The following is a 25112-nucleotide window of genomic DNA, read 5'->3' on the forward strand; positions in this document are numbered from 1 at the left end:
GCCGCCACCCTCGACAGCGCCGGACAGGGCAACTACTCCGCCGCCAACGCCTTCCTCGACGCACTGGCCATCCACCGTCACACCGCCGGCCTGCCCGCTCAAGCCCTGGCCTGGGGGCTGTGGCACCAGCCCAGCGGCATGAGCGCCCACCTCACCAGCACCGACATCACCCGCATCGAACAAGCCGGTTTCCACCGCATCACCACCACCCAGGGCAACCAACTCCTCGACGCTGCCCTGACCACCCCCCAACCGCACCTGCTACCCCTGCCCATCAACATCCGCACCCTCAGCAACCGCCACGACGGCGTTCCGGCGCTGTTGCGCGGGCTGGCGCGCACGCCCGCGCGCCGCACCGCCCACGCCGGACAAGCAGCAGCCGACACCTCGGCGCTGGAACGCCGCCTGGCCGGGCTGTCGCCGGTCGAGCAGGTCGAGGAGCTGACCCTGATGGTGCGTGAGTGCGCGGCAAAGGTGATCGGGTACAGCGAGCCGGAGGCGATCAAGGCCGAGCAGAACTTCCTCGAAGCGGGCTTCGACTCGCTGACCGCGATGGAGCTGCGCAACGTACTGAACAAGGCGACCGGTGTGCGGATGCCGGCGACGGCGGTCTTCGACTACGGCACCGCGGCGGCGCTGGCCCGGCACATCGCCGAGGAAATCGCGATCGACAACGGCGCCGGCTGGGACTCCGGAGCGGGGGAGCCGGACGCGGGCGGATCGCTCAGCTCGCTGGTGCGCGCCGCGGCTCCCGCCGGGAAGCTGCAGGAGGGGCTGGACATGCTGGAGGCCGCGGCGCGGCTCCGGCCGGCGTTCCGGACACTGGACGACCTGGACCGCGCGTACCCGCCGCTGGCCCTGGCCTCAGGCCCGGGGCGGCCGAAGCTGTTCTGCTTCAGCACGCCCATGGCGCTGGGCGGCGCGGCCCAGTTCGCCCGGCTGGCCGTGCATTTCCAGGGAGTACGCGACCTGTACGCGCTTCAGGTGCCGGGATACGCCCCGGACGACAGCCTTCCGGACAACGTGGACGTCGTGGTGCGCATGTGGGCGGAATCCATCCGGGAGGCGGCCGGCGACGATCCGTTCGTGGTGATGGGCTACTGCGGCGGCGGAAACTTCGCGCACGCGGCCGTCTCCTACCTGGAGCGGAACGGGGTGCGCCCGGAAGGCCTCATCCTGCTGGACACGTTCCTGCCGGACAGCGACGTCATCGACGAGCTCGGCGGCCAGATGTTGGAGGGGATGTTCGACCGGGCGGAGGTGTACGGCCCCTTCAGCGACACGAGAATGACGGCCATGGGGCGGTACTACCGGCTCTTCAGGGAGACAGAGGTGGAGGACATCGAGACCCCCGTACTCTTCCTCAGACCGGACACCCCGCTGCCCTCCGGCCCCGACGGCGAGCGGTCCAATGAGGGGAACTGGCGGGCGTCCTGGCATCTGAAGCACGACCTGTGCGAGGTCCGCGGCGACCACCTCACGATGCTGGAGGGTGAGGCGTGGTCCATCGCACAGGCCGTCGAGGACTGGCTGAAGCCGTCCGACGGGCGTTCGAACAGCGCGTGAGCGGCGAACCGCGCAGATGCCGAGGCCTAACCGGATCGGGGCGCCGAGGGCGCCGTCAGTGACCCTCCGCCGAGGGCTGACCCGGGCCGGGCCACCTGTGAGGGGGAGCGGGCGAATCCCCCTCCAGGAAACGGGCGATGCCGTCCAGCAGGCGCTGGAGGCTGAAGTCGAAGATCTCCTCCAAGTCCGCGACGACCTCCGGGCTGTTCCGCAGCGCGGCCTGCCTCGGGTATCGGTCGGCGCCCAGTTCCTCGAGGACCGCGGGCACCTTCACGGACCGCCACTGGCTGAGCGAGATCCCGCCGCCGCGCCGTTCGGACGCGATCTCGCTCACCCGGAGCAGGGCGAGCCCCTGCGCGATGCCGCTCACGCCCAGATAGATCCGATGGGTCATGACGGGACCCAGGCCCAGGCCGTCGAACGCGCCCAGGCCGCGTTCGAAGCGGGCGAGCAGGCTGGGGACGAGCGGCGGCTGGACCGTCGCGATGACCTCGAGAACCCACGGGTACGTCGAGTACAGCGCCCACTCCCACCGGGCCGCGGCCTCGAGCTCGGCCCGCCAGCCTCGGGGGACGTGGGGTTCGCCGTCCCCGTCCTCGCTGAACACGGCCTCGACCATCAGGTCGATCAGCTCGTCCTTCCCGTCGATGTAGTTGTACAGCGACATCACCTTGACGCCGAGCACGTTCGCGACATGCCGCATGGACATGCTCTCCAGACCCTCGGCGTTGGCGATCTGGATGGCGGTCCACACGATCCGCTCCCGGGAGAGGCCGACGTCGGTTCGATGAGAATCCTCACGCGCTACACGCCCGCTGGGGACGGGCCGCGCCGGACGGGGAGGTGAGGGCTGCTCGTCCTTCTTTTCCCGCCAGGCTCCCTGGCCGGTCCGCTCGTCGAGGCGGGCCCGGTAGGCGCGGGCCTGGCACGAGCGCGAGCAGTAGCGGGGCTTGCGCCCGCGGGGAGGCGCCGTGAGCTCCTTCCCGCACTGTACACACGTCAGCATGGCCGTCTAATTTCATCACGATCTTCCATTGTGATGAAATTATATCACGCGCTGAATGTGACGAAAATTAGAAAGGGTGGCTGTGACGAAAATATCCTTCATGAAGAGGTGTCGGTCAGGAGGATATCGTGAGCAGGGATTACATAGATGTCCGCAGGCGCGAGGCGGTCAATATCTTCTTGACAGGACGTTCCGGCGGCTAACATATGGTGTACTGTAAATGTTACGTACACAGTATGAGAGGAGTGTGAATGGATATCGCCGAAAGCGGCGCCAAAGCGGGGAAGAGGGAGTGGGCCGGCCTGGCGATCCTCATGCTGCCTGTACTGCTCATCTCCATCACGGTGACGGTGCTGTTCTTCGCGCTCCCGTCACTTACCGCCGAGCTGGAACCGAGCGGCACGCAGCAGCTGTGGATCGTCGACATCTATGCCTTCCTGCTGGCAGGGCTCCTCATACCGATGGGCAATCTGGGTGACCGGATCGGCCGCAGGCGGCTGCTCCTGGTGGGCGCGGTGGTGTTCGGCATCACGTCGGCCATCGCGGCGTACGCGCCCAGTGCCGAGCTGCTCATTGTCGCGCGTGGCCTGCAGGGCGCCGCGGCGGCGACGCTGATGCCGCCGACCCTGGCTCTCATCCGGGTCATGTTCACCAACAGCCGTCAGCTCCACATGGCCATCGCCATCTGGGCAGCGATCTTCACCCTCGGCAGCGTGGCCGGGCCGATCGTCGGCGGGTGGCTGCTGGAGAGCTTCTGGTGGGGAGCGGTCTTCCTGATCAGCGTGCCGATCATGATCCTGTTGCTGGCGCTCGGCCCGCTCCTGCCGGAATACCGCGACCCCAACCCGGGGAAGTTCGACATCCTCAGCGCCGTCCTCGTCCTGCTGGCCGCCCTGCCGCTCGTCTACGCGGTGAAGATGGTCGCCGAGCAGAACTTCTCCCCGACGATGTGGATCAGCGCCGTGGTCGGGCTGCTGTTCCTGGCGCTGTTCCTGCAAAGGCAGCGCAAGCTGCCCGACCCCATGCTGGACCTGGCGCTCTTCCGCCGGCAGGCGTTCACCGTGTCCCTGATCACCGCCACTCTCGCGGTGTTCGCGCTCGTCGGGACGTTCTATTTCATCACGCAATACCTGATGTCGGTGCTCGGGATGCGGCCGATCGTGGCGGGGCTGATGACGGTGCCGACGGCCGTCAGCTCAGCGGCCGGCTCGGTGCTCGGGGCGGCGCTCACCCGATGGTTCCGACCCGGCTCGATCATGGGCTCCGGCATGGTCTTAGGAGCGATCGGCTTCCTTCTGATCTCCCAGCTGGGCACGGACGTCAACCTGCCGTTACTGTTCGGCGGGCTGTTCCTGCTGGGGTGGGGGATCGGATCGGTGCAGGCGCTGGCGTCGACCATGGTGGTGGCCACGGCGCCGCCGGAGAAGGCGGGGTCGGCCTCGGGGCTGTTCGAGTCCTCCACGGAGTTCGGGCAGGCGCTCGGGGCGGCCATCCTCGGCAGCATCGGGGTGGCCGTGTACCGCAGCACCCTCGCCGGGCAGCTGCCCCCCGGCGTCCCGCCCGACGACGCCGCGGTGGCCCACGAGACCCTCGGGGGCGCGCTGGCGGTCGCCGGTGAGCTCCCTCAAGCGGTGGGCTCGGCCCTGGCCGCCGTGGCCCGCGGCGCTTATGTGAGCGGAATGCAGACCGCCGCTTTCGCCGGCGCGGTCATCATGCTAGTAATGGGGATTCTCGCGTTCATCAAGCTGCGCGAGGCGCAATATCCTTCATGACGCACCGGGGCGCGGCGGATTCCTTCGGGAGCCGCCGCCGAGGCAAGTCGGAGGAAGACCGGACCAGAAAAAGGGGGGATAGCACCATTGAGTACATGAGAGAATCCGGGCACTCTTCGAAGTAGAGGCGAAAGTCTTCGCGAGACGAACGCGATTGATCCTCGGTGCGTTCGCGTCGGCAGGCATCGGTGTGTGCCATGACCGCGGGCCACCCTTATTGTCGGAGGGAAGTCGGAGACATGTACGACCAGAGCAGTCATACCTTTTTGAATTTCAAGGGCTATGGCGCGGTACATGAAGCCGACCACCCGGCCGACGACTTCCGGGAGAATGCCTGGGACGACTGCCGGACGACTGTTGAGCAGACGGCGGCATTTCTCGCCGCCAAGGCGGGGATCGATGCCTCGAGCACGGTGCTCGAGGTGGGCGACGACTGCGAATGCCTGCTGATCTACCTGGCCCAGTGGTTCGGCTGCCGGGGCGAGGGGATCTTCGAGAGCGCGGAGTTCGTCAGGTTCGCCCAGGACCTGGGCACGAACCAGCGGCACCGGCTGGACGTCGGCTTCCGGCAGGCGTCGGTGATGCGACTTCCTTACGAGCCCGGTAGCTTCACCCACGTCGTCAGCCACGGTGCGCTGCACAAGGTGCCGGACAAGCCACACAGTTACGCGGAGATCCGGCGGGTGCTGCGCAGCGGGGGCGTCTTCGCTTTCAGCGATTTCTACCGGCCGCGGGCGAGTGTCAGCGAGCGCACCCGGACCGAGGTGTACGACAAGTTCGGGTGGAACGACGGCTATACGCTCCTCAAATACCACTCCGCGCTGGAGGAGGCCGGATTTGAAATCAGCTCGGTCTTGAACGTGACCGGCTTCCTCCGGCGGACATTCGAGGGAAACGCGGAGGCGGCCCGGGCGCGCGCCGAACAGATGGCCGACGCCGCGGCCCGGGACAAAATGCTCGCCTTCTCCTCGTCGTGCGAAGAGGTGCAGACCGCTATCGACCACGGGGAGGTCGGCTGGGCCATCGTCGTCGTCCGCAAACTGGACGCACCCGGCCGGAAGAGCTCATGAGGCCGGCTGTCATCCGGGCACGGAAGTCGAGCCGGGAAGGTGCCGGGATTCGTCCGCGACGAGCACGTTTCCGTTCGGTGTACCGAGCTCTTTCGACGAGAACAGACGCGGAAGGTCGTTCCGGCCGTTCACGCCGAGTTTGCGATATATCCGAGTGAGGTGCTGCTCCACGGTGCTGATAGTGATATGAGCTCTTGTCGCGATCTCCCGGTTGGTGTAGCCGAGCGCCGCCATCGAGGCGACCCGATATTCGGCGGGGCTCAGGGCGTTCTGGTCGGTGCCGACGGTCATCATGCCGAATTCGCTGTCGAAGGCGTTCGCCACCGACCTGCGCAAGGGCTCGGCGTGGCAGCGCTGGCCGACCCGGTCCGCCTGCTGGCCGATGAGCCGGGCCTTGTCCGTCTCGCCCAGCGCGGCCAGGGAGTGGCTGAGACGGGCCAGCGCGTGCGCCAGCTCCATCTTGTGGCCGGAGTCCTGGAGCATGTCGACGGCCTTGCGGAGCAGCGGCGGCCGGCGTCCGACCTCCTCGGCGGAGGCCAGCACCATCAGCGCGAACCCCCGGATCCGGGGACTGTGGCCGTGCGGTGTGGCGTGGTGCAGTTCCAGGAACTTGCGGGCGCGGGTGGTGTTCTTCAGCACGACCGAGACCCCGGCGGCCCCGAGGCGCCAGGGGACGAGCAGCGGCGTGTCGATCTCCCAGGACCGCATCAGCGTGCCGCACTTCAGGAAGTCGCTGAGGCCCGCGTGCGCCTGGCCGACAGACGTTCTGTAGTGGCCCCGCGCGAAGAGGTAGTGCAGCCCGTACCGGGTCTGGTACACGGTCTCCGGCAGGGGGTGGCGGAGGTACTCCTCGGCCTTCTGATACTGGCCCATCTCGGTGTGGGCCTCGATGAGACTGGCCAGCGGCAGCGCCGCGAGCACGCCCAGGCTCCTGGGAGGCAGGGTCCGCAGGGAGAGCTCCCCCCACTCGACGGCCTCCATCATCTCGCCCTTGTGCTCGGCGATGTGCGCGCGGAAGGCGGCGAGGACGCTCAGCCACGTGGGCGAGGAGCGCCGCTCCGCCACCGCGCACAGGTTCTCGACGAGCGAGGCCGCCTCCTGCGTGCGGTCCGAATAGATGAAGCAGAACAGGGCAGCTTCGACCAGCTCGATGTTGCAGCCTTCGAGCTGGACCGAGTGCAGGACCTTCTCCGCCGTCTTCAGGGCCGCCTCGGTCTCGCCGTTGCGCAGGTTGGCGGCGAGGGCTGAGATCGTCCGCGCGTACGAATGGGCCGGATGCCGTTCGCTGCCCTCACGGAGGGGGGAGGGCTTGTACGTTCCCCGCAACCGGTGCAGGACCGGGGGATGCGTGCTGGCCAGCCAGTGGTCGGCCGCGAGACGCCACGCGGCGGCTTCCGCCGTCTCCTGGCCGTCGCCCTGCTCCGCCTGCTCCAGCAGCGCGAACAGTTCCCCGGCCTCGTCGTACTGGCCGTGCCAGAGCATGCACGTGAGCAGCCAGTGCACGTCCCTGGCGGGCAGCCGGCCGTCCCGCGCGGCCTGCATGAGCAGGGGGAGGTACATGGTGGCGATGGAGGGGTTGACCCGCCAGGTGGCCTTGGCCAGCGCCAGGGTGACCTGGACCCGTTCGTCCGGTCCGGTGCACAGGTCCGCCGCGTACCGGAGATACCGCACGGCGAGCTCACACTCGTCGGTGGCCAGCGCCTGGTCGGCGGCTTCCCGCAGGACATCCAGGGCCCAGGGCTCGTGCTTCGTGCTGGCGGCGACGAGGTGGTCGGCGATCACGGTGGGCTGTACGCCGGTCGCGTGCAGCAACTGGGCGGCGCGCCCGTAAAGCTCTTTGAGGGTGTCCGGCTCCATGGAGTCGAGGACGGCCTCCCTGGCGGCGGGGTGGCGGAAGCCGTCCATGCCCAGGAGGCCGATCTCCGCCAGCCATTCCAGGGTGCGGACCACGGCCGGCTGCTTGATGTGCAGCATCTCGGCCAGCAGCGCGGGAGAGGCCGAGGCGTCCAGCACGGCGGCGGCGCGCAGGATCCGCAGGGGCGTGCTGCCGATGCGGTTCAGCAGCGTACGCACGGATCCGGAGAAGCCGTCGTCGACCACCAGGCCCTTCGCGTCGCCGCCGGCGTTCTGCTGGTCCTCGATCAACGAGTGCACAAGGAGGGCGTTTCCGCCGCTGACCTGGTGGATCGCGTCCGCCAGCGGATCGTCCGGCGCGATCCCGAGGCGGACCTGAGCTATCTGGGAAATGGTGCTCGACGAGTACGGGGCCACCTTTATGCGGTGGCACTGCGCATGGTGCATGAAGTCGCTCTGAATTCTGAGCGGCACCCCGTCCGGGCCTTCGTTCACCGTGAACACCATGAAGACGTTCGCGGAATGGAGACGGTTTATGAAATGCAGGAGAATGTCCAGCGACACCGAATCCGCATATTGCACGTCCTCGATCGTTATCAATACCGCGCCGTGCCGCGCATGGCTGGTGATGATCTCCCACAGGCCGTGCGTGACGCCGATCCAATTGAGGTCCTCCGGCCGGATCCCCCGCGGCCCCGCGTTGAATACGGCCTCCTGCAGCAGCTTCAACGCGGGCGGCATCTCGCCCAGCGCGGCACTCAGGCTCTGAGAAACCTGGTGGATGACGCCCAGTGAGATGTTCTGCTCATTGCGTAAACAGATCGCGCTCAGATGTGTGGCGCCCGACTTCACCGCGGAGTCGGCGAAAGCGTGCAGCACCCGGCTCTTGTCGAACCCGGGCGGGCCGGTTATCATCCCAATTCTTCCCCAGCCATGCTCACTCTCCGCGAGCATGGTATTGAGGAGGGTGATTTCTGATTCGCGTTCGGCGAACTGCATCGACTCTCCTTCACCTGTTTGGTCGTAGAGGAAGTTCAATCAACAAACGGACGGCCGGGAGCAGTCCAGGGTTCCTCGATTGCCGACTTCGTTACGTTTCAGCCGAGGTTTTCGGCATGGCGTGGAAGGCGCCCGGCCCCTCTCGCACGCGGGCGGTGAAGGCATTACCGGCCACTTCGGGGTGGCGCAGTGGACGGGCTTCGGCGCAGCGGGCGGCGGCGGTCTGCCGAGCCACGACCGCAGGTCCTCGCGCGAGCCGGCCCCGGACCGGGACGGCTCGATATCCGGACAGCTCGAAGCGGCCGTCCGGCGATCCGGGGCGGAGCCCTTCCGGATCTGCCCGCCTGGTCCGGGCGACGGACGTCCGCGGTGCGACCTGGTGTTCGCTCTCGAGTCACGCGGTGCGCGCCGGACACGGCCGCCACCACCGCCGCCGGCCGAGCCGAGGCGGTGGTCCTGTCGCCGGGGGGCGGCCACCGGCGGGCGGTCGTCATGGATGCGAACGGAAAAGATTCCCTGCCCCCTTTGAAATCGATGACCCGCGGCAACGCTACAACCGGACGGCGGAACGCCCTCCGGCGGAGCGGCCTCCCGACAGGGAAAGCAGGCCCAGTGACGGGGGGGCAGGTTTTCCGCGGTTCACCGTGATTTCACGGTCGCGCTCCGGTGCCGCCGAACGCACAATCCAATAAACACTGAGTGTGGCGGCGCCTTTCGCGCCCTCGCCGGCGCCCGTGAATTCCTGTACCATGTGCGGCCACGTCTCCATCATCCGCAGTGAGCGGCTTGCGTCGCCGATATGCTGCGAAAACATACCGGGCGGCAGGCCTTGACCCCGACCGATCAAAGGGCGTCAAGCCGTCACGATAATGTTATGCGCCGGTCCGAGTCAAGGAAAGGCCGCCTTGGTGGCGCGGGTCCGGGCAGGCGTCGATCACTATAGTCCGGAATGCCAATAGCCGTACGGGGAGGCCGCATGAATCTCCGCCGCAACGGTGCTCAACTGGGCCGATGAAGCGAATCGCTTTTCGGACGGTCGTTTTCTGGAACGTACCAAATCGGACGGCGGTAATCCATCTCCGCCGCGCCTTGTGCGGCCTTGCCGCATGCGGAACCCCTGGGAACCCTCGCAGGTGGGCCGTCCTCCCGGCCCTGGGATTGTGAACATTTCACAGAATTTCAAGATCATATATGTGGCGAGTTGGCCACACCCGTATCTCGATCTTCGAGCGCCGGTCGGTCGCCCTGGTCGTGGCACGAATGCGCGCCGTCGCGGCCGGGACGGACGGCGGGGGGATCTGGGGGCCTACGCGGCACGCGGCACCCTTATAGGGGTGGGGTAGGGGGTCAGCTCGCCGGGGACCCGGCAGTAGTTTTGGAATCGGCCTGACCGGCTTCCGGTTGCACGCGCATGCGTCCCGGCTGCCGGAGAAATTCCTTTCCCCGGCTTGAGGCGGGAGGCTCATATTGAACGGGTCGAATTCCACGGCGCATTCTCCGCGGCCGCGGCTCATTCATGAACTGCTGGACGACGCGGCGGCCATGAATCCGGACGGAATCGCGGTGCGTGACGCGCGCGGCGGCTGGAGCTACCGGCGGGTCGTCGAGCTCAGTCACGCTTTCGCCGCCTGGCTGGCGGCCACGGGCGTCGAATCAGGTGACCGGATCATCGTGCAGCTGCCCAACCTGCGCGAGATCGTCCCCATCCTCTACGGCGCATCCCGGCACGGCGTCGTCTTCGTGCCCCTGAACCCCGGGATGAAGGCCTACCACCTGCGGTCGGTGCTGGAGGACTCCGAGCCCGAGCTGGTCATCGGGGCGGGCGAGGCGCTGCGGGAGACCGCCGACGTGCCCGTGCACGCGATCGACGAGCTCTGGAAGGAAGTGGAGACGTTCACCGGGCGCCCGGTCCCGAGCGGGCCGGCCGAGGTCCGGCCGGAGGACGTGGCGGTCCTCATGTACACCTCGGGCAGCACGGCGGCGCCCAAGGCGGTGGTGGGCCCGCACGCGCAGGTGACGTTCGCGGCGTCGGCCATCAACGCCGTGCTCGGCTACCGCCCGGGGGACGTCGTCTTCTGCCGGTCGCCTATGTCCTTCGACTACGGCCTCTACCAGATCTTCCTCTCCGCCCTCGGCCACGCGGAGCTGGTCATGGTGGGCGAAGGGTCCGACTTGGCGCTGCTGGGCCAGCTCCAGGAATGCGGCGCGACCGTCGTGCCGATCGTCCCCTCGCTCGGCGCCATGCTCACGACCCTGGGCAGGCGCGCCCCCGGCTCCGTCCCCACCGTGCGGATGTTCACCAGCACCGGCGCCGCGCTGCCGGCCTCGACCATCGAGGGCCTGCGCGAGTGCTTCCCCGGTGCCCGCGTGGTGCGGATGTACGGGATCACCGAGTGCAAACGGGTCACCATCATGGAGCCGGAGCTGGACCGGGAACGCCCCGACTCGGTCGGCCGCCCCCTGCCCGGCACCCGCGTGCTGATCCTCGGCGACGACGGCTCGCCCCTGCCGGCCGGTGAGACCGGGGAGATCGTGGTGGCCGGGCCCAACGTGATGGCGGGATACTGGCGCGCCCCCGAACTGACCGCCCGCGTCTACCGCCATGACGAGGCCACCGGCGAGACCCGCCTGCACACCGGCGACTACGGCTTCCTCGACGAGGACGGCTACCTATACTTCGAGGGCCGGCGCGACGACATGTTCAAGCGCAAGGGTGCCCGGATGAGCACCCTCGAGATCGAGGCCGCCGCGATGGACATCCCGGGCGTCCGGGCCGCCGCGGTGCTGCCTCCGGGCGAACGGCACGATCTCGCGATCATCGTCGAGGGCGACCTCGCCCCCCACGCCGTCCTGCGCGAGCTGGCGCTCCGCCTGGAGCCCGCGAAGGTGCCCGCGATCTGCCGAGTCCTGCCCTTCTTCCCTCTCACGCTCAACGGCAAGAACGAGCGCAAGGAACTCGTACGGTTCCTCGAAGAAACCCCCTGAGCACTCGCCGGCGCGGGCAGCGCCGTGCCGACGGCCACGCCGACCAGGCCGCCGCCGACCCAGAAGGTCTGGCAGGCGGCCTGCATCGCCGGCTGCCCGCGCCGTTCGGTGCCCCACTGTGCACGTGGCTCCGCTCGGTCCGGTGGGTCAGTAGCCGACGGTGAAGCGTCGTTGCACGTGCTGGGGTGCCTCGGCCTCGTCGACCACCGCCACGGCGAGGTCCTCCGCGGAGACATCGCTCGTGCCGTCTGCCGAGACGAGCAGTTGGTCGCCGCCGATCCGGAACCGTCCGGTGCGGGCTCCCGGCTTGATCAGCCCTGCCGATGGGCTGAGATAGGTCCATTTCCGGTTGGAGAGCCGGTAGAGGTGCAACGCTTCCCGGTGCGCCAGGACCACCTTGACGTACTCCGGTGGCACGCCGAGCGTCTCCGGCAGCTGGTCGGCGAACCCTTCCATGTCGACCACCTGCAATCCGGGCTCGACCTCCAGGCTCCCCGCGCCGCCCACCACGATCAAGCGCGTCGAAGGGTGCCCTTCGAGCGCGGTCAGCAGGGCCCGCGCGGCCGCCGGCAGCACCCAGGCGTTCGCGATCGTGTCAGATATGCCGTCGCCGGCGTTGATCGCGTTCACCACGACGTCGAGGCCGCCGATGGCGGCCGTCGCGCTGCCGGCGTCGAGCACGTTCGCCACCGTCCACGACACGCCTCCTGTCTCCTGGGGCACGCGGGACGCGTCGCGGGTGAACGCGGTGACGCGATGCCCGCGGGAGGCCGCTTCGGTGACGATGCGCTGTCCGATCGTTCCCGAAGCGCCGAAGACGCCGATGTCCATGGGCCACACTCCGTTCATTTACTAAACGCCGTATAGAAAATGTACGGCACACAGTAGCGCAACGCTGTAGCCTGTCAAGCGTGGACAGGGCGACGGTGAGCAGACGGGAACGCCTGAGGGCGCAGACCTCCCAGGAGATCAAGGCCATCGCGCTTCGGTTCATGGCCGAGGGAGGGCCGGATGCGATCTCGCTGCGGGCCATAGCCCGGGAGATGGGCATGACCGCGGGCGCGATCTACGGTTACTATCCGACCCGTGACGACCTGATCACCACGCTGATCGTCGAGCTCTACACCTCGCTGGTGGACGCCGTCGAGGCCGCCCGCGACACGCTGCCCGCCGACGACGCCGCCGGCCGGATCCTGGCGTGGGCCGAGTCCTTCCGCGAATGGGCACTGGCGAACCCCCAAGGCTTCCGGCTGATTTACGGCGACCCAGTTCCGGGCTACCGGCCGCCCGCCGGCGGAGCGGCGGCAGAGGCCGCACACCGGGCGTGTGTGGGACTCACCGGCCTCGTCGCGGCGGCCTGGACCCACGCCGAAGCCGTCCAATCGGACGGTGACCATCGATGGTCCGACTTCGAACCGGGCCTGATCGACGAGTTGCGCGCGACATATCCGGACCTGCCGCCCGCCGCCGTGGCGCTCGCGCTGCGCGTCTGGGGTCGCATGCACGGGCTGGTGGCGCTGGAGACCTACGGCCACCTCCGGTCGCAAACCAGGAACCCGGCGAAGCTCTACCGCTCCGAGCTCATCGACCTGATCAGGTCGCTCGCGCTCCCGCCGCCGCGCGCCGATCGGTGAACGCGGCGAATCACCGCCAGAAGCGGCGCCCAACGTGCCCCGTCGGCGGACTCGGACGCTGAAAGTTTCAGCGTCGATTGACACCTTTCGGGTGAGCGCTAACAATCGCGGAATCCCACCAAAACGAAGGAAAGCGAGTGGTGGACGACGCCGTGAAATGTTAGCGCTACCAAGGAGTCCGACGATGATCCGCAGAACGCTGACCGCCCTGGCGCTCCTGCTCTTAGCCCTGGTCCCCGGCACGGGACCCGCCTCGGCAGCGACCTCCTACACCAACCCCCTGAAGGCCCAGAAGGGCGCCGACCCCTGGCTGACCTACTACGACGGCAACTACTACCTGATCAACACCACGTTCACGAACACGCTCGTCATCCGCAAGTCGCCCACCCTGCAAGGACTGCCCACCGCCCCCAGCGTGCAGGTCTGGCAGGACACCACCGCCTCCAGAGGCACCAACTTCTGGGCCCCCGAACTGCACCAGTTCAACGGCCGCTGGTACCTCTACTACTCCGCCGGCGCGGTCGGCGCCACCTGCTGTGACAGCCAGCGCACGCACGTGCTGGAGAGCGCGGGCAGCGACCCGCTCGGCCCGTACACGTACCGCAACATGCTCACCGCCGCCGGCCTCACGCCCGGCGGCTGGCTGATCGACGCCAGCCCGATGACCTTGAACGGCTCCCTCTACCTGCTCGGCAGCGGGTTCATCGGCGGCAGCACACAGAGCCTGGTGATCGCGCGGATGAGCAACCCGTACACGATCAGCGGCACGTTCGGCAGGATCTCCAGCGCCACCCACGGCTGGGAGACCCAGGGGGGCACGGTCAACGAGGGGCCGGTGGCACTGCAGCGCGGCGGGCAGACGTTCGTGATCTACTCGGCCAGTGCCTGCTGGGGGCCGGACTACAAGCTGGGGCAGCTCACCTACAACGGCGGCGACCCGCTCAGCGCCGCGTCGTGGGTGAAGAAGCCGACGCCGGTGTTCCAGCGCTCCGGCGGCGTGTACGGCCCCGGCCACAACGGCTTCTTCACCTCCCCGAACGGCAGCGAGAGCTGGATCGTCTACCATGCCAACAGCTCCTCCGGCGGCGGCTGTGACAACAACCGGACCACCCGCGCCCAGAAGTTCACCTGGAACTCCGACGGCACGCCCAACTTCGGCACCCCGGTCGCGACCGGCGCGAGCCTTCCGGCCCCGGCGGGGGAGACCGCCGCGACGCCGAGCGCGTACACGCTGGTCAACCGCAACAGCGGCAAGTGCCTGGAGGTCGCCGGCGGGGCTGCCGCCGACGGTGCGAACATCCGGCAGTGGACCTGCAACGGCGGCGCCAACCAGCGCTGGCGCGTCGAGGACCAGGCCGACGACACCAGCAGGATCGTCAACGTCGCCACCGGCAAGGTCGCCGACGTGGCCAATTGCGCCTCCGCGGACGGCACCGACATCCGCCAGTGGAGCTGGCTCGACAACACCTGCCAGCGCTTCCGCCTCGTCCACACCGCCACCGGCTGGGTACGCCTGGTGAACGCGGCCACGGGCAAGGTCGCCGACGTGGCCGACTGCGGCACCGCGGACGGTACCGACGTACGGCTGTGGAGCTGGCTCGGCAACACCTGCCAGCAGTGGTCCCTGCGACCGGCATGAGGAGGAGATCCGGCATGTGGAAACGAGCCCTCGGCGTCGTCCTGCTGCTCGCCTGCACGGCGATGGCCGCCGCCTACCCCCTCCCGCTGCCCGTCACCGGCAGCGTCTTCGTCCACGACCCGGCCGTGGTGAAACGGCCGGGCGGCGGCTACCTGCTCGCGCACACCGGCGACAACATCGCGCTCAAGACCTCCGCCGACCGCACGTCGTGGCGCCAGGCGGGGGTGGCCTTCCCGTCGGGCGCGCCGTGGACGCGGGCGTACACGGGCGGCAGCGCCAGCCTGTGGGCGCCGGACATCTCCCACCACAACGGCAGGTACTACCTGTACTACTCGGCCTCCACCTTCGGCTCGAACCACTCGGCGATCTTCCTGGCTACGAGCACGACCGGCGCGGCCGGCTCGTGGGCCGACCACGGGCTGGTGATCAGCACGAACTCGTCGAGCACGTACAACGCGATCGACCCCAACCTGATCGTGGACGACCAGGGCCGGTGGTGGCTGAGCTTCGGCTCGTTCTGGACCGGGCTCAAGCTCATCCCGCTCGACCCGGCCACCGGCCTGCGCTCCGGCACCGCCGTGTACGACCTCGCGCGCCGCAGCGGCGGCACCACCGCGATCGAGGCGCCGTTCATCGTCAAGCGCGGCTCCTGGTACTACCTGTACGTCTCGTGGGACACCTGCTGCCGGGGCGCCGCCAGCACCTACCGCGTCATGGTGGGCCGCTCGGCGAACGTCACCGGGCCGTACACCGACCGCGCGGGCCGGGCGATGACCGCCGGGGGAGGCACCGAGCTCCTCGCCGGGCACGGGAGCATCCACGGGCCCGGGCACCAGGCGGTGCTCGCGGACTCCGGCGGCGACCAGCTGTTCTACCACTATTACGGCGATGACGGCCGTGCCCGGCTGGGCGTCAACCACCTCGGGTACGACTCCGCCGGCTGGCCCTACGTCCACTGACGCATATGATCGCGCGCCCGCCCTCTCGGCCTGTTAGCGTTACCGCCGAGGGGGTGAGCCGCGGTGAAATCCAGGAATGGCAGGCCTGCGGTGCTCACGGACGTCGCCGTGCTGGCGGGCGTTTCCACCATGACCGTCTCGCGCGTGCTCAACGCGCCGGAGCGGGTGCGCGCCGAGACCAGGGCCCGCGTGCTGGCCGCCGTCAAGGAGCTCGACTACCGGCCCAACCAGGCCGCCCGTCAGCTCGTCACCGGCCGCTCCGGCGTGCTCGGCGTGGTCAGCATCGACACCACGCTCTACGGCCCCGCCACCACGCTCTACTGCATCGAGCAGGCCGCCAGGCACGCCGGCTACAACGTCAGCATCGCCAGCCTCAGCTCGCTCAACCGCAGGTCGATGGAGGAGGGCCTGCAGCGGCTGCGGGCCCAGGCGGTGGACGGCGTGATCATCGTGGCGCCGCACGAGTCCGCCGCCGACGGCCTGCGCCACCTGCCGCCCGAGATGCCGGTGGTGGCGGTCGACGCGGGCGACGACATCCCCGTGCCCGTGGCCAAGGTGGACCAGCGGGCCGGCGCCGTGCGCGTCACCAGGCACCTGCTCAGCCTCGGCCATGAGAGCGTCTGGCACGTGGCGGGACCGGCGGACTGGCTGGACGCCAACGACCGCATCGACGGCTGGCGCGGCGTGCTGGAGTCCGCGGGCCGGCCGGTGCCCGAGATCCTGCGCGGCGACTGGAGCGCGCGCTCGGGCTACCAGCTCGGCCGCCGCCTCGCCGAGGACCGCGAGGTCACCGCCGTGTTCGTGGCCAACGACCAGATGGCGCTCGGGGTGCTGCGGGCGTTGCGCGAGGCGGGGCGGCGCGTGCCGGAGGACGTGAGCGTGGCGGGGTTCGACGACATCCCCGAGTCCGCCTACTTCTGGCCGCCGCTGACGACCGTGCGGCAGGACTTCCGCGAGGTCGGCAGGCACGCCTTCCACCTGTTGCTGGATCGGATGGCAGGCGCCGAGCCGGACGCGCGGCGCCTGGTGGAGCCGGAGCTCGTCGTCAGGGAGAGCACCGGCCCCAGCGTCAGCCGAGCCTGATCACGTTCCAGGAGACCGGCGGCAGCAGCACCCGCATCGGGTCGTGCTCGACGTCGGCGTTCGGCCTGGGCGCGATCCGGTCGGGGTCGTCGGCGGTGTTGCGGGCGTACACGTCCGCGTCGGTCATGGTGGTGGCCTCCAGGATGCGCACCGGAGTTCGGCCGCCGAGCGCCTTGGCGTCGATCTCCAGGGAGAGCGCCCGGTCGGTCGAGCGGTTCACCGCGAACAGCGTCGTGCCCTCCTCGCTGTGCGTGGCCACCGCGTGCAGCAGCGGCACCTCGCCGTACTCGGCCGTCTCGTACGACGGCGAGACCGGCTCGATCCGCAGCACGTCGCCGGCCGCGAGCCTGGACGCCTGCGCGAACGGGTGGAAGGTCGTCTGCTTCCACGCCCGCCCGCCGGGCTCGGTCATGATCGGCGCGATCACGTTCACCAACTGGGCCAGCGAGGCCGAGGTCACCCGGTCGCTGTTACGCAGCAGGGTGATCAGCAGGCCGCCGAAGGCCACCGCGTCGGCCAGGTGGTAGTGGTCCTCCAGCAGCGGCGGCGCGACCGGCCAGTCGGTGCGGGGGCCGGCGTTCTGCATGCGTGACAGGTACCAGATGTTCCACTCGTCGAAGGAGATGTCGATCTTCTTGCGGGACTTCAGCCGGGCTCCGACGTGGTCGGCGGTGGCGACCACGGAGCGGATGAAGTACTCCATGTTGGTCGAGCAGGCCAGGAAGCTGCCGAGGTCGCCGTCCTTCTCCTCGTAGTAGGCGTGGCAGGAGATGTAGTCGACCAGGTCGTACGTCTCCTCCAGCACCGTGGCCTCCCACGCGCCGAAGGTGGACATGCCGGAGCCCGAGCTGCCGCAGGCCACCAGCTCCAGCTTCGGGTCGATCATGCGCATGGCGCGGGCGGTCTCGGCGGCGAGCCGGCCGTACTCGAGGGCGGTCTTGTGGCCGGTCTGCCAGGGGCCGTCCATCTCGTTGCCCAGGCACCACATCTTGATGCCGTGCGGCTCCTTGGCGCCGTTGGCCACGCGCAGGTCCGACAGCGTGGTGCCGGACGGGTGGTTGCAGTATTCGAGCAGGTCGAGGGCCGCCTCGATGCCGCGCGTGCCGAGGTTGATGGCCATCATCGGCTCGACGTCGGCCTTGCGGCACCAGCGCATGAACTCGTCGACGCCGACCTCGTTCGTCTCGGTGCTGTGCCAGGCCAGGTCGAGCCGGCGCGGGCGCTCGGACTTGGGCCCGATGCCGTCCTCCCAGCGGTAGCCGGAGACGAAGTTGCCGCCCGGGTAGCGGACCGTGGACACGCCCAGCTCCCTGGTCAGGTCGAGGACGTCGCGGCGGAAACCGTCCTCGTCGGCCGACGGGTGGCCTGGCTCGTAGATGCCGGTGTAGACGCACCGCCCCAGATGTTCGACGAACGTGCCGAAGGTGCGCCGTTGTACCGGAGCGACCTTGAACGCGGGATCGATCGTGAGTTTTGCCTGATGCACGGAGGTGACTCCTGGTTTTCGCGGGCGTTACGTCGCTCCAGATTGTTAGCGTTATCAGGGAGGCAGGTCAAGGGGTGGATGACCTTCGTGCTGGTCGTGGCGGGCGATGCCGGCGGGGGTTGACAGGCCATGTGTTACCGCTAACACTCGGGTAACCCCGGCGAAACACCAGGGGTCCGCGAGCTCCGCACCCCCAGGAGCATCGCCTCGGCACGCCTCTCGGCGCGGCGCCCAGAGGCCCGTTCATGACCGCCCGCACCCTCCTTTGTCGCCAAAACCACGGAACCTCGGCCAAGCGATCAGCTCGGTGAAGGAAGAGGCCACTGTGCAAGGTCACCCTCACATCACCCGCCGCCATCTCCTCGCCGGCAGCCTCGCGCTCGCCGGCGCCGCCACCGCGAGCTGCGCCATCCCCGTGGGGCTCGGCTCGTCCCAGACCCGCGTCAAGTACTGGCACTTCCTCGGCGCGAGCGACGGCATCATCATGAACAAGATGGTCCAGGCGTTCGCCAAGGACAACGCCGATATCTTCGTCGAGGAGAACGTGCTCGCCTGGGGCGAGCCGTACTACACGAAGATCGCGATGGCCGGCTCCGGCGGCCGCTCGCCCGACCTGGCCACCTTCCATCTGGCGCGGCTGGCCGGGATCGGCGCCGGCGCGATCCTCGACCCGATCAACGTCAAGCTCCTGGAGGAGAGCGGGCTGCGCGCCGCCGACTTCAGCCCGCCCATCTGGGAGCGCGCCCATATCGACGGGGTGCTGTACGCGATCCCGTTCGACGCCCACCCGATGGTCCAGTACTACAACACCGACATCTGCGGCAAGGCGGGCCTGCTCGGCCCCGACGGCAAGCTGCTGCCCACCAAGGGCACCGACGAGCTGCTGGCCGCGCTGCGCAAGGCCAAGGACGCCATGGGCGGCAAGCCGCCGCTCCACTTCGACGCGCTCGGCCTGGGCACGGTCGGCCCTTGGCGGGTGTGGTGGAGCCTCTACTCGCAAAGCGGCGGCGCCCTGCTGTCCCCCGACAACACGCAGATCGCCATCGACGACGCCAAGGCCCTCGAAACGCTGCGGTTCATGCAGCAGCTCGGGAAGGACGGCCTGCTGGACACGCGCACCGACTACGGCGCCTCCGTGGCCAACTTCACCAACGGCCAGGCCGCCTTCCTGTGGAACGGCGACTGGGAGACCACCGGGCTCAAGGAACGCAAGACGCCGTTCAGCATGACGCGCTTCCCCGACGTCTTCGGCACCGGGGCGGCGCAGGCCGACTGCCACTCGTTCGTCCTGCCGCACCAGCGCAACCGCGATCCCGAGGTCGAGCGGGCCACGTACCGGTTCATCGCCTACCTCGTCAAGAACAGCGCCGACTGGGCGGTCGCCGGCCACGTGCCCGCCTACCTGCCCGCCCTCGAACAACCCGAATACCTCGCGCTGGAGCCCCAGTCGGAGTACCGCTCGGTCATCACCGACGTCGCGCTCGACCCCCAGGCGTGGTTCGCGGGCTCGGCCTCGCGGCTGTGGATCGACTTCGGCCAGGCGTTCTCCCCGGTCATCGGCGGCCAGCGCACGCCGGAAGAGGGCCTGGCCACCGCCAAGGCCGCGCTGAGCCGGCTGCTGTCCGCCCCGAACCCCTTCCCCGACCAGGAGCGATGATGACGACCACCGTCGCCGCCCCCGCGGCCGCCGCCCCCGTCACCGAGGCCAAGGTTCAGCGCAGGTGGACCCAGCACGGAATGCTGTTCGTCGCGCCCTTCCTGCTGATCTACGTGGCCTTCCTGGTCTGGCCGGTGCTGCTGGGCCTGCGGATGAGTCTGTCGAGCGTCAACATCGCGGGCACCAACGACACCTTCGTCGGTTTCGCCAACTACGCCGAGGCGTTCACCGACCCGCGCATGTGGCGCTCGTTGTGGAACACGGTGGTCTTCACCGTGCTGAGCACGATCCCGCTGGTGCTCCTCGGTCTGGCGTTCGCGCTGCTGGTGCACAACCTGCGGTTCGTGCAGTGGCTGTGGCGGCTGTCGTTCTTCGGGCCGTTCCTGCTGCCGTCGGCCGTGGTGTCGATCCTCTGGCTGCAGATGATCTACCCGCCCGAATACGGCCTGCTCAACGGCACCCTCGGCACCGACGTCGCCTGGCTCGGCGATACCTCCACGGCCATGTGGTCGATGGTGCTGACCACGGTCTGGTGGACGGTCGGCTTCAACTTCCTGCTCTACCTGGCCGCCCTGCAGTCCATCCCGCAGCACCTGTACGAGGCCGCCGCCATCGACGGCGCCTCCGCCTGGGACAAGCTGCGCTCCATCACCCTGCCGCTGCTCGGCCGCACGACCGCGCTCATCGTGGTGCTGCAGTTGCTGGCCTCGCTCAAGGTCTTCGACCAGATCTACCTCATGACCGGCGGCGGCCCCGCGGACTCCACCAGGCCGATCATCGAGTACGCCTACGACATGGGCTTCACCGGCTACCGCATCGGTTACGCGTCGGCCGTGTCGTACATCCTGTTCGTCCTCATCGTCATCGTCTCCCTGGCACAGCTCCGGCTGTTCCGCAAGCGCGCGGAGGTCTCGTCATGACCAAGCGGTTCAGCCTCAGCCAGCTCGTCCTGATGGCGGTGGCGCTGGTGCTGGCGGCCATCTGGCTGGCCCCCATCGCCTGGGCCGTGGCCACGTCGCTCAAGCCCGAGGACGAGACCACGATCACCCCGCTGCAGTGGATCGGCAGCGAGATCACCTTCGACTCCTACCAGCTGGTCCTGGGAACCGGTGGGATCGTCAAGTGGGCGATCAACTCCACGGTCACCTCGGTGATCGTGACGTTCCTGACCGTGCTGTTCTCGGCGATGGCCGCGTACGGGTTCGCCCGCACGCAGTTCCGCGGCCAGCGGGTGCTGCTGGCGGTGATCCTGGCCGGGATCATGGTGCCGCCGCAGGTGCTGATCGCGCCGCTGTTCGCGGAGATGGTCGCGCTCGGCCTGGTCGACACCTGGTGGGCGATCATCTTGCCGCAGGTGGCCGCGCCGCTCATCGTGTACATCCTGTTCAAGTTCTTCCAGGACGTGCCGCCCGAGCTGGAGCAGGCCGCGTTCGTGGACGGGGCGGGCCGCTGGCGGGTGTTCTTCACGATCGTGCTGCCGCTGTCGCGGCCCGTGCTGGCCGCGGTGGCGATCTTCACGTTCATCACGACCTGGAACAACTTCCTCTGGCCGTTCCTGGTCTCCACCGACCCGAACACGATGACGCTGCCGGTGGGCCTGGCGAACGTGGTCCAGGGCACCTTCGGCCTGCGCTACGCCCAGATCATGGCCTCCGTGGTGCTGGCCGGGCTGCCGCTGCTGGTGGTGTTCGTCCTGTTCCAGCGGCAGATCGTCCGCGGCGTCGCGCACACCGGCCTGGCCGGACAGTGACGGGCCGCCCCAAGTAGCCCGCCGGCCGACCCTGATGAGAAGCCCGGATTCCGGGCTGTCATTCCCGCATCACAGACAGTGACAAGGGAATGAGACCCCTATGACAGCCCCCGTACCAGAGGCCGGCCGGGTTTCTCTCAAGCGGGCGATCGGCCCAAGGCTGCTCATCCTGCTCATCATCGGTGACATCCTCGGCACGGGCGTCTACGCGCTCACCGGCACCGTGGCCGGCCAGATCGGCGGCGCCCTGTGGCTGCCCTTCCTGATCGGCTTCGTCATCGCGCTGCTGACCGCGATGTCCTACGTCGAACTGGTCACGAAATACCCCAGGGCGGCCGGCGCGGCGCTCTACACCCAGCGCGCCTTCAACAAACCCTTCTTCACCTTCATGGTCGCGTTCACCGTGATGTGCTCCGGCCTCACCTCGGCCAGCGCGGCGGCCCGCGCGATCGGCGGCGACTACCTGGAGGCGTTCGTCTCACTGCCGGGCTTGGCGGTCGGCATCGCCTTCATCCTCGCCGTCGCGGCGGTCAACTACCGGGGCGTCTCGGAGTCGGTGAAGACCAACATCGTGTTCACGCTGATCGAGCTCACCGGCCTGCTGGTGATCATCATGATCGGCGTCTACACCGTCTTCACCGGGGCGGGCGAGCCTTCCCGGCTGACCGAGATCCGCATCGAGCAGGCGGGCGGCCTGATGTACGCCCTGCTCGGCAGCACCGCGCTGGCCTTCTTCGCGTTCGTCGGGTTCGAGGACTCGGTGAACATGGCCGAGGAGACCAAAGACCCCTCGCGCAACTTCCCGAGGGCGATCTTCCTGGGGGTGGCGATCACCAGCGTCGTCTACATCCTCGTGGCCATCACCTCCTCGCTCCTGGTCGCGCCCGGCGTCCTGGAGCGGTCGTCCGGCCCGCTGCTCGAAGTGGTGAAGGCGGGCGGGCTCAACTTCCCGCCGCAGCTCTTCGCCGCGATCGCCATCTTCGCCGTCGCCAACTCGGCCCTGATCAACATGATGATGGCGTCCCGGCTCGTGTACGGCTTGGCCAACGAGCGGGTCGTGCCGCGCGGCCTCGGCTGGGTCGGCCCGCGCCGCCGTACTCCGGTGATCGGCATCCTCTTCACCACCGCGCTCGCCATCGCGCTCATCTCCACCGGCGAGATAGCGGGCCTGGGTGACACGACCGCGTTCCTGCTGCTGTGCGTCTTCACGGTCGTCAACGTGGCCGTCCTCGTGTTGCGCAAGGACAGGGTGGAGCACGCCCACTACCGGGCGCCCACGGCGCTGCCGGCGATCGGCGCCGTCCTGGCCCTCGTCCTGGCCAGCCCGCTGACCGGCCGTCCAGCCGAGGTCTACATCCGGGCCGGCGCGCTATTGGCCATAGGGTTGGCGCTGTGGGCGATCAACTGGCTGGTGGTGCGCCGCCAGAGCTGACAGCAGCCGCGATCGACCCCGGTACAACAACAAGCCCCAGACTCCCGGGCAGATCCCGTGAGCTGGGGCTTTGAGTGGTGGACGATACTGGGATTGAACCAGTGACCTCTTCCGTGTCAGGGAAGCGCTCTCCCGCTGAGCTAATCGTCCTCAGAGGTGGCGACGGGATTTGAACCCGTGTGGACGGCTTTGCAGGCCGCTGCCTCGCCTCTCGGCCACGCCACCGAGTCCAATCCTCTTCGAGCGGAAGACGGGATTCGAACCCGCGACCCTCACCTTGGCAAGGTGATGCTCTACCACTGAGCCACTTCCGCGTTGCCTGCATAACTCTAGCGGGTTTTTCGACCAGATGCTTCCCGGCCGGAAACCCCCGGAGCGGTAGATCTCATGTGGACTTGCGGAGCTGGCGGGCCACGCTGCGTTCTGTCGCGGGCAGGGTCAGGAAGATCTCCAGGATCCTGGTGAGCCGGTGAACCTCGATGCGGTGGAAGGCGGGGCCCTCCGAGCGGGCCAGGAGGAGGGAGAGGGCGAGCGGCGGCAGCGGGGCGTGGATGATGTGCAGGCCGCCCTCGAGCGTCATGGCCGCCGGGCGCGAGGGCGTCTCCTCGGGGATGACCAGGTCCCGCGGGGCGCGCCAGCTCGCGTACACGACGCGGCGCCCGGCCGTGGTGGCGGCCCAGTCGGCGCTGAAGAGCACCGGGAGCGAGTCGACGAGCGTGGTCAGGGCCCGGTCTCCGGCCGTGGTGATGTATTTCAGGATCTCCAGCTCAGGGTAGGTGCCCGGCGCCTCCCTGGTCGTCCAGATGCCCTCGACCCGCACGCCCTCGACGCCCTCCAGGCTTTTGACCAGAGTCTGCCGGGGCGTGTCGTCCGGGCAGAAGACCGTGATGTCGTCCACGGCCGTGCCCGCGCCCCGGTCGAGGACCGTCACCTGGGTGATGTCCGCGCCCGCCACGCCCAGGACCTTGGTGACCTGCGCCAGGGAGCCCGGTCTGTCGGGCAGCGCGACGCGCACTCGAAGAAGCATCCATCCCCTCCCATGAAGATCCCGCCTCCCAGCCTATCCGCGAATACCGGTTAGGGCCTGACCTGCGCTACAACTGACGGAGTGAAGATTGGGCCGATTGGGGTGTGGCCGCCGGTGGTGCTGGCGCCGATGGCGGGCATCACGAACGCGTCGTTCCGGGTGCTGTGCCGCGAGCAGGGCGCCGGGCTGTTCGTGTGCGAGATGATCACGACGCGCGGGCTGGTCGAGCGCAACCCCAAGACACTCCGGATGATCAGGTTCGCCGAGTCGGAGAAGCCCAGGAGCATCCAGCTGTACGGGGTCGATCCCGGCATCGTGGGGCGGGCGGTCAAGATGATCGCCGAGGAGGACCTGGCCGATCACATCGATCTCAACTTCGGGTGCCCCGTGCCCAAGGTGACCAGGCGCGGGGGCGGCTCCGCGCTGCCGTACAAACGGGATCTGCTGCGGCGGATCCTGCGGCAGGCGGTGGCGAACGCGGGCCCGCTGCCCGTGACGATGAAGATGCGCAAGGGCATCGACGACGATCACCTGACCTATCTGGACGCGGGGCGGATCGCCGCCGAGGAGGGCGTCGCCGCGGTCGCGCTGCACGCCCGTACGGCCAAGCAGCACTACGGCGGGGTCGCCGACTGGGAGGCCATCGCCCGGCTGAAGGAGGCCGTGCCGGAGATCCCCGTGCTCGGCAACGGCGACATCTGGTGCGCCGACGACGCGCTGCGGATGGTGGCGCGGACCGGGTGCGACGGCGTGGTGGTCGGGCGGGGGTGCCTGGGGCGGCCCTGGCTGTTCAAGGACCTGGAGAACGCGTTCAACGGCAGCCCGGAGCGGGCCCGGCCGGCCCTCGGCGAGGTGGCCGCGATGATGGCCAGGCACGCCGAGGGGCTTGCCGAGTGCTTCGACATCGAGCGGTACGCGGTGGCGGACTTCCGCAAGCATGTCGGGTGGTATCTGAAGGGGTTCACGGTCGGCAGCGAGCTGCGGCGGGAGCTGGCCACGGCCGAGTCGCTCGACGGGTTACGCGAGGGACTGGCGAAGCTGGAGCACGATCAGCCGTGGCCGGCCAACACGGACACGCCCAGGGGGAAGTCGGGCGAGCGGTCCAAGGTGCACCTGCCGGACGGGTGGCTGGACGACCCGTGGGACGGCGCGGTGCCCGAAGAGGCCGAGTCGGATGTTTCGGGTGGCTGAGG

Annotated in this window: 18 protein-coding genes and 3 tRNA genes; 13 read left to right on the forward strand and 8 right to left on the reverse strand. The window is 68.8% G+C overall.

Translation table 11 applies throughout. From position 1 onward, the window contains the following. Nucleotides 1-1566, forward strand: a 1566-nt coding sequence (locus ACTMTI_RS31665) for a thioesterase domain-containing protein (protein WP_441124306.1), incomplete at its 5' end; no start/stop codon positions are given. Nucleotides 1567-1621: 55 nt separating this feature from the next. Here the strand turns inward: ACTMTI_RS31665 and ACTMTI_RS31670 are convergent. After that, nucleotides 1622-2572, reverse strand: a complete 951-nt coding sequence (locus ACTMTI_RS31670) for a TetR/AcrR family transcriptional regulator C-terminal domain-containing protein (protein WP_441124307.1) — start codon at nt 2570-2572, stop codon at nt 1622-1624. A 251-nt stretch (nt 2573-2823) separates the two neighbouring features. On the opposite strand from ACTMTI_RS31670, the gene ACTMTI_RS31675 reads away from it, so the two are divergent. After that, nucleotides 2824-4344 (forward strand): MFS transporter, encoded by a 1521-nt coding sequence (locus ACTMTI_RS31675; protein WP_441124308.1) that lies wholly within the window; start codon nt 2824-2826, stop codon nt 4342-4344. Between the two features lie 239 nt (nt 4345-4583). Next, nucleotides 4584-5414, forward strand: a complete 831-nt coding sequence (locus ACTMTI_RS31680) for a class I SAM-dependent methyltransferase (protein ID WP_441124309.1) — start codon at nt 4584-4586, stop codon at nt 5412-5414. A gap of 9 nt (nt 5415-5423) precedes the next feature. Here ACTMTI_RS31680 and ACTMTI_RS31685 read toward each other — a convergent pair whose 3' ends face one another. Continuing rightward, on the reverse strand, nt 5424-8267 hold the full coding sequence (locus ACTMTI_RS31685) for a helix-turn-helix transcriptional regulator (protein ID WP_441124310.1): 2844 nt from the start codon (nt 8265-8267) through the stop codon (nt 5424-5426). A gap of 1467 nt (nt 8268-9734) precedes the next feature. Here ACTMTI_RS31685 and ACTMTI_RS31690 point away from each other — a divergent pair. Then, nucleotides 9735-11252: an AMP-binding protein gene (locus ACTMTI_RS31690; protein WP_441124312.1), complete on the forward strand. Its 1518-nt coding sequence runs from the start codon at nt 9735-9737 to the stop codon at nt 11250-11252. 147 nt (nt 11253-11399) lie between these two features. Here the strand turns inward: ACTMTI_RS31690 and ACTMTI_RS31695 are convergent, their stop codons facing one another. Beyond that, a complete protein-coding gene (locus tag ACTMTI_RS31695; protein ID WP_441124313.1) occupies nt 11400-12083 on the reverse strand; it encodes an NAD(P)-dependent oxidoreductase in 684 nt (227 codons plus the stop codon). 80 nt (nt 12084-12163) lie between these two features. Here ACTMTI_RS31695 and ACTMTI_RS31700 point away from each other — a divergent pair, with 80 nt between their 5' ends. The 4 genes from ACTMTI_RS31700 to ACTMTI_RS31715 all read left to right on the forward strand — a co-directional run bounded on the left by ACTMTI_RS31700 (nt 12164) and on the right by ACTMTI_RS31715 (nt 16567). Next, on the forward strand, nt 12164-12886 hold the full coding sequence (locus tag ACTMTI_RS31700) for a TetR/AcrR family transcriptional regulator (protein ID WP_441124314.1): 723 nt from the start codon (nt 12164-12166) through the stop codon (nt 12884-12886). 184 nt (nt 12887-13070) lie between these two features. After that, the gene (locus ACTMTI_RS31705; protein WP_441124315.1) at nt 13071-14525 is read left to right on the forward strand and encodes a family 43 glycosylhydrolase; all 1455 of its coding nucleotides are present in this window, start codon (nt 13071-13073) and stop codon (nt 14523-14525) included. Between the two features lie 14 nt (nt 14526-14539). Next, on the forward strand, nt 14540-15484 hold the full coding sequence (locus ACTMTI_RS31710; protein ID WP_441124316.1) for an arabinan endo-1,5-alpha-L-arabinosidase: 945 nt from the start codon (nt 14540-14542) through the stop codon (nt 15482-15484). Between the two features lie 63 nt (nt 15485-15547). Further along, on the forward strand, nt 15548-16567 hold the full coding sequence (locus ACTMTI_RS31715; RefSeq protein ID WP_441124317.1) for a LacI family DNA-binding transcriptional regulator: 1020 nt from the start codon (nt 15548-15550) through the stop codon (nt 16565-16567). Here the strand turns inward: ACTMTI_RS31715 and arfA are convergent. Further along, nucleotides 16554-18053 carry an arabinosylfuranosidase ArfA gene (arfA, locus tag ACTMTI_RS31720; protein ID WP_441124318.1) on the reverse strand — a complete coding sequence of 500 codons (1500 nt, stop codon included), beginning with the start codon at nt 18051-18053 and terminating at the stop codon, nt 16554-16556. The two genes, ACTMTI_RS31715 and arfA, sit on opposite strands and share 14 nt — an antisense overlap. Nucleotides 18054-18378: 325 nt before the next feature. Between arfA and ACTMTI_RS31725 the strand changes: the two genes are divergently transcribed. The 4 genes from ACTMTI_RS31725 to ACTMTI_RS31740 all read left to right on the forward strand — a co-directional run bounded on the left by ACTMTI_RS31725 (nt 18379) and on the right by ACTMTI_RS31740 (nt 22892). Next, on the forward strand, nt 18379-19710 hold the full coding sequence (locus ACTMTI_RS31725; protein WP_441124319.1) for an extracellular solute-binding protein: 1332 nt from the start codon (nt 18379-18381) through the stop codon (nt 19708-19710). Beyond that, a complete protein-coding gene (locus ACTMTI_RS31730; RefSeq protein WP_441124320.1) occupies nt 19707-20630 on the forward strand; it encodes a carbohydrate ABC transporter permease in 924 nt (307 codons plus the stop codon). The genes ACTMTI_RS31725 and ACTMTI_RS31730 overlap by 4 nt, the downstream gene beginning before the upstream one ends. Beyond that, entirely contained in the window at nt 20627-21460 is an 834-nt protein-coding gene (locus ACTMTI_RS31735) for a carbohydrate ABC transporter permease (protein ID WP_441124321.1), read from the forward strand. Before ACTMTI_RS31730 ends, ACTMTI_RS31735 begins: the two co-directional genes overlap by 4 nt. Nucleotides 21461-21560: 100 nt before the next feature. Further along, a complete protein-coding gene (locus ACTMTI_RS31740; protein WP_441124322.1) occupies nt 21561-22892 on the forward strand; it encodes an APC family permease in 1332 nt (443 codons plus the stop codon). Between the two features lie 75 nt (nt 22893-22967). Here the strand turns inward: ACTMTI_RS31740 and ACTMTI_RS31745 are convergent. The 4 genes from ACTMTI_RS31745 to ACTMTI_RS31760 all read right to left on the reverse strand — a co-directional run bounded on the left by ACTMTI_RS31745 (nt 22968) and on the right by ACTMTI_RS31760 (nt 23919). After that, nucleotides 22968-23042, reverse strand: a tRNA-Val gene (locus tag ACTMTI_RS31745). A gap of 4 nt (nt 23043-23046) precedes the next feature. Continuing rightward, nucleotides 23047-23117: transfer RNA gene (locus ACTMTI_RS31750), tRNA-Cys, on the reverse strand. 17 nt (nt 23118-23134) lie between these two features. Continuing rightward, nucleotides 23135-23206: transfer RNA gene (locus ACTMTI_RS31755), tRNA-Gly, on the reverse strand. A 71-nt stretch (nt 23207-23277) separates the two neighbouring features. Next, nucleotides 23278-23919 carry an ACT domain-containing protein gene (locus ACTMTI_RS31760; protein WP_441124323.1) on the reverse strand — a complete coding sequence of 214 codons (642 nt, stop codon included), beginning with the start codon at nt 23917-23919 and terminating at the stop codon, nt 23278-23280. Nucleotides 23920-24000: 81 nt separating this feature from the next. Between ACTMTI_RS31760 and dusB the strand changes: the two genes are divergently transcribed. Further along, on the forward strand, nt 24001-25110 hold the full coding sequence (gene dusB, locus ACTMTI_RS31765) for a tRNA dihydrouridine synthase DusB (RefSeq protein ID WP_441124324.1): 1110 nt from the start codon (nt 24001-24003) through the stop codon (nt 25108-25110). Nucleotides 25111-25112 lie beyond the last annotated feature (2 nt).

This window comes from Nonomuraea sp. H19, from assembly GCF_052068215.1.
In the GTDB taxonomy this organism is placed as follows: Bacteria; Actinomycetota; Actinomycetes; order Streptosporangiales; family Streptosporangiaceae; genus Nonomuraea.

What these genes read in the sequence shown, in the direction of transcription:
- ACTMTI_RS31675 (WP_441124308.1), top strand. Translation starts at nt 2,824, where the DNA reads ATGGATATCGCCGAAAGCGGCGCCAAAGCGGGGAAGAGGGAGTGGGCC.
- ACTMTI_RS31760 (WP_441124323.1), bottom strand. Translation starts at nt 23,919, where the DNA reads ATGCTTCTTCGAGTGCGCGTCGCGCTGCCCGACAGACCGGGCTCCCTG.
- ACTMTI_RS31705 (WP_441124315.1), top strand. Translation starts at nt 13,071, where the DNA reads ATGATCCGCAGAACGCTGACCGCCCTGGCGCTCCTGCTCTTAGCCCTG.
- ACTMTI_RS31680 (WP_441124309.1), top strand. Translation starts at nt 4,584, where the DNA reads ATGTACGACCAGAGCAGTCATACCTTTTTGAATTTCAAGGGCTATGGC.
- ACTMTI_RS31730 (WP_441124320.1), top strand. Translation starts at nt 19,707, where the DNA reads ATGATGACGACCACCGTCGCCGCCCCCGCGGCCGCCGCCCCCGTCACC.
- ACTMTI_RS31685 (WP_441124310.1), bottom strand. Translation starts at nt 8,267, where the DNA reads ATGCAGTTCGCCGAACGCGAATCAGAAATCACCCTCCTCAATACCATG.
- ACTMTI_RS31710 (WP_441124316.1), top strand. Translation starts at nt 14,540, where the DNA reads ATGTGGAAACGAGCCCTCGGCGTCGTCCTGCTGCTCGCCTGCACGGCG.
- ACTMTI_RS31670 (WP_441124307.1), bottom strand. Translation starts at nt 2,572, where the DNA reads ATGCTGACGTGTGTACAGTGCGGGAAGGAGCTCACGGCGCCTCCCCGC.
- ACTMTI_RS31740 (WP_441124322.1), top strand. Translation starts at nt 21,561, where the DNA reads ATGACAGCCCCCGTACCAGAGGCCGGCCGGGTTTCTCTCAAGCGGGCG.
- ACTMTI_RS31695 (WP_441124313.1), bottom strand. Translation starts at nt 12,083, where the DNA reads ATGGACATCGGCGTCTTCGGCGCTTCGGGAACGATCGGACAGCGCATC.
- ACTMTI_RS31735 (WP_441124321.1), top strand. Translation starts at nt 20,627, where the DNA reads ATGACCAAGCGGTTCAGCCTCAGCCAGCTCGTCCTGATGGCGGTGGCG.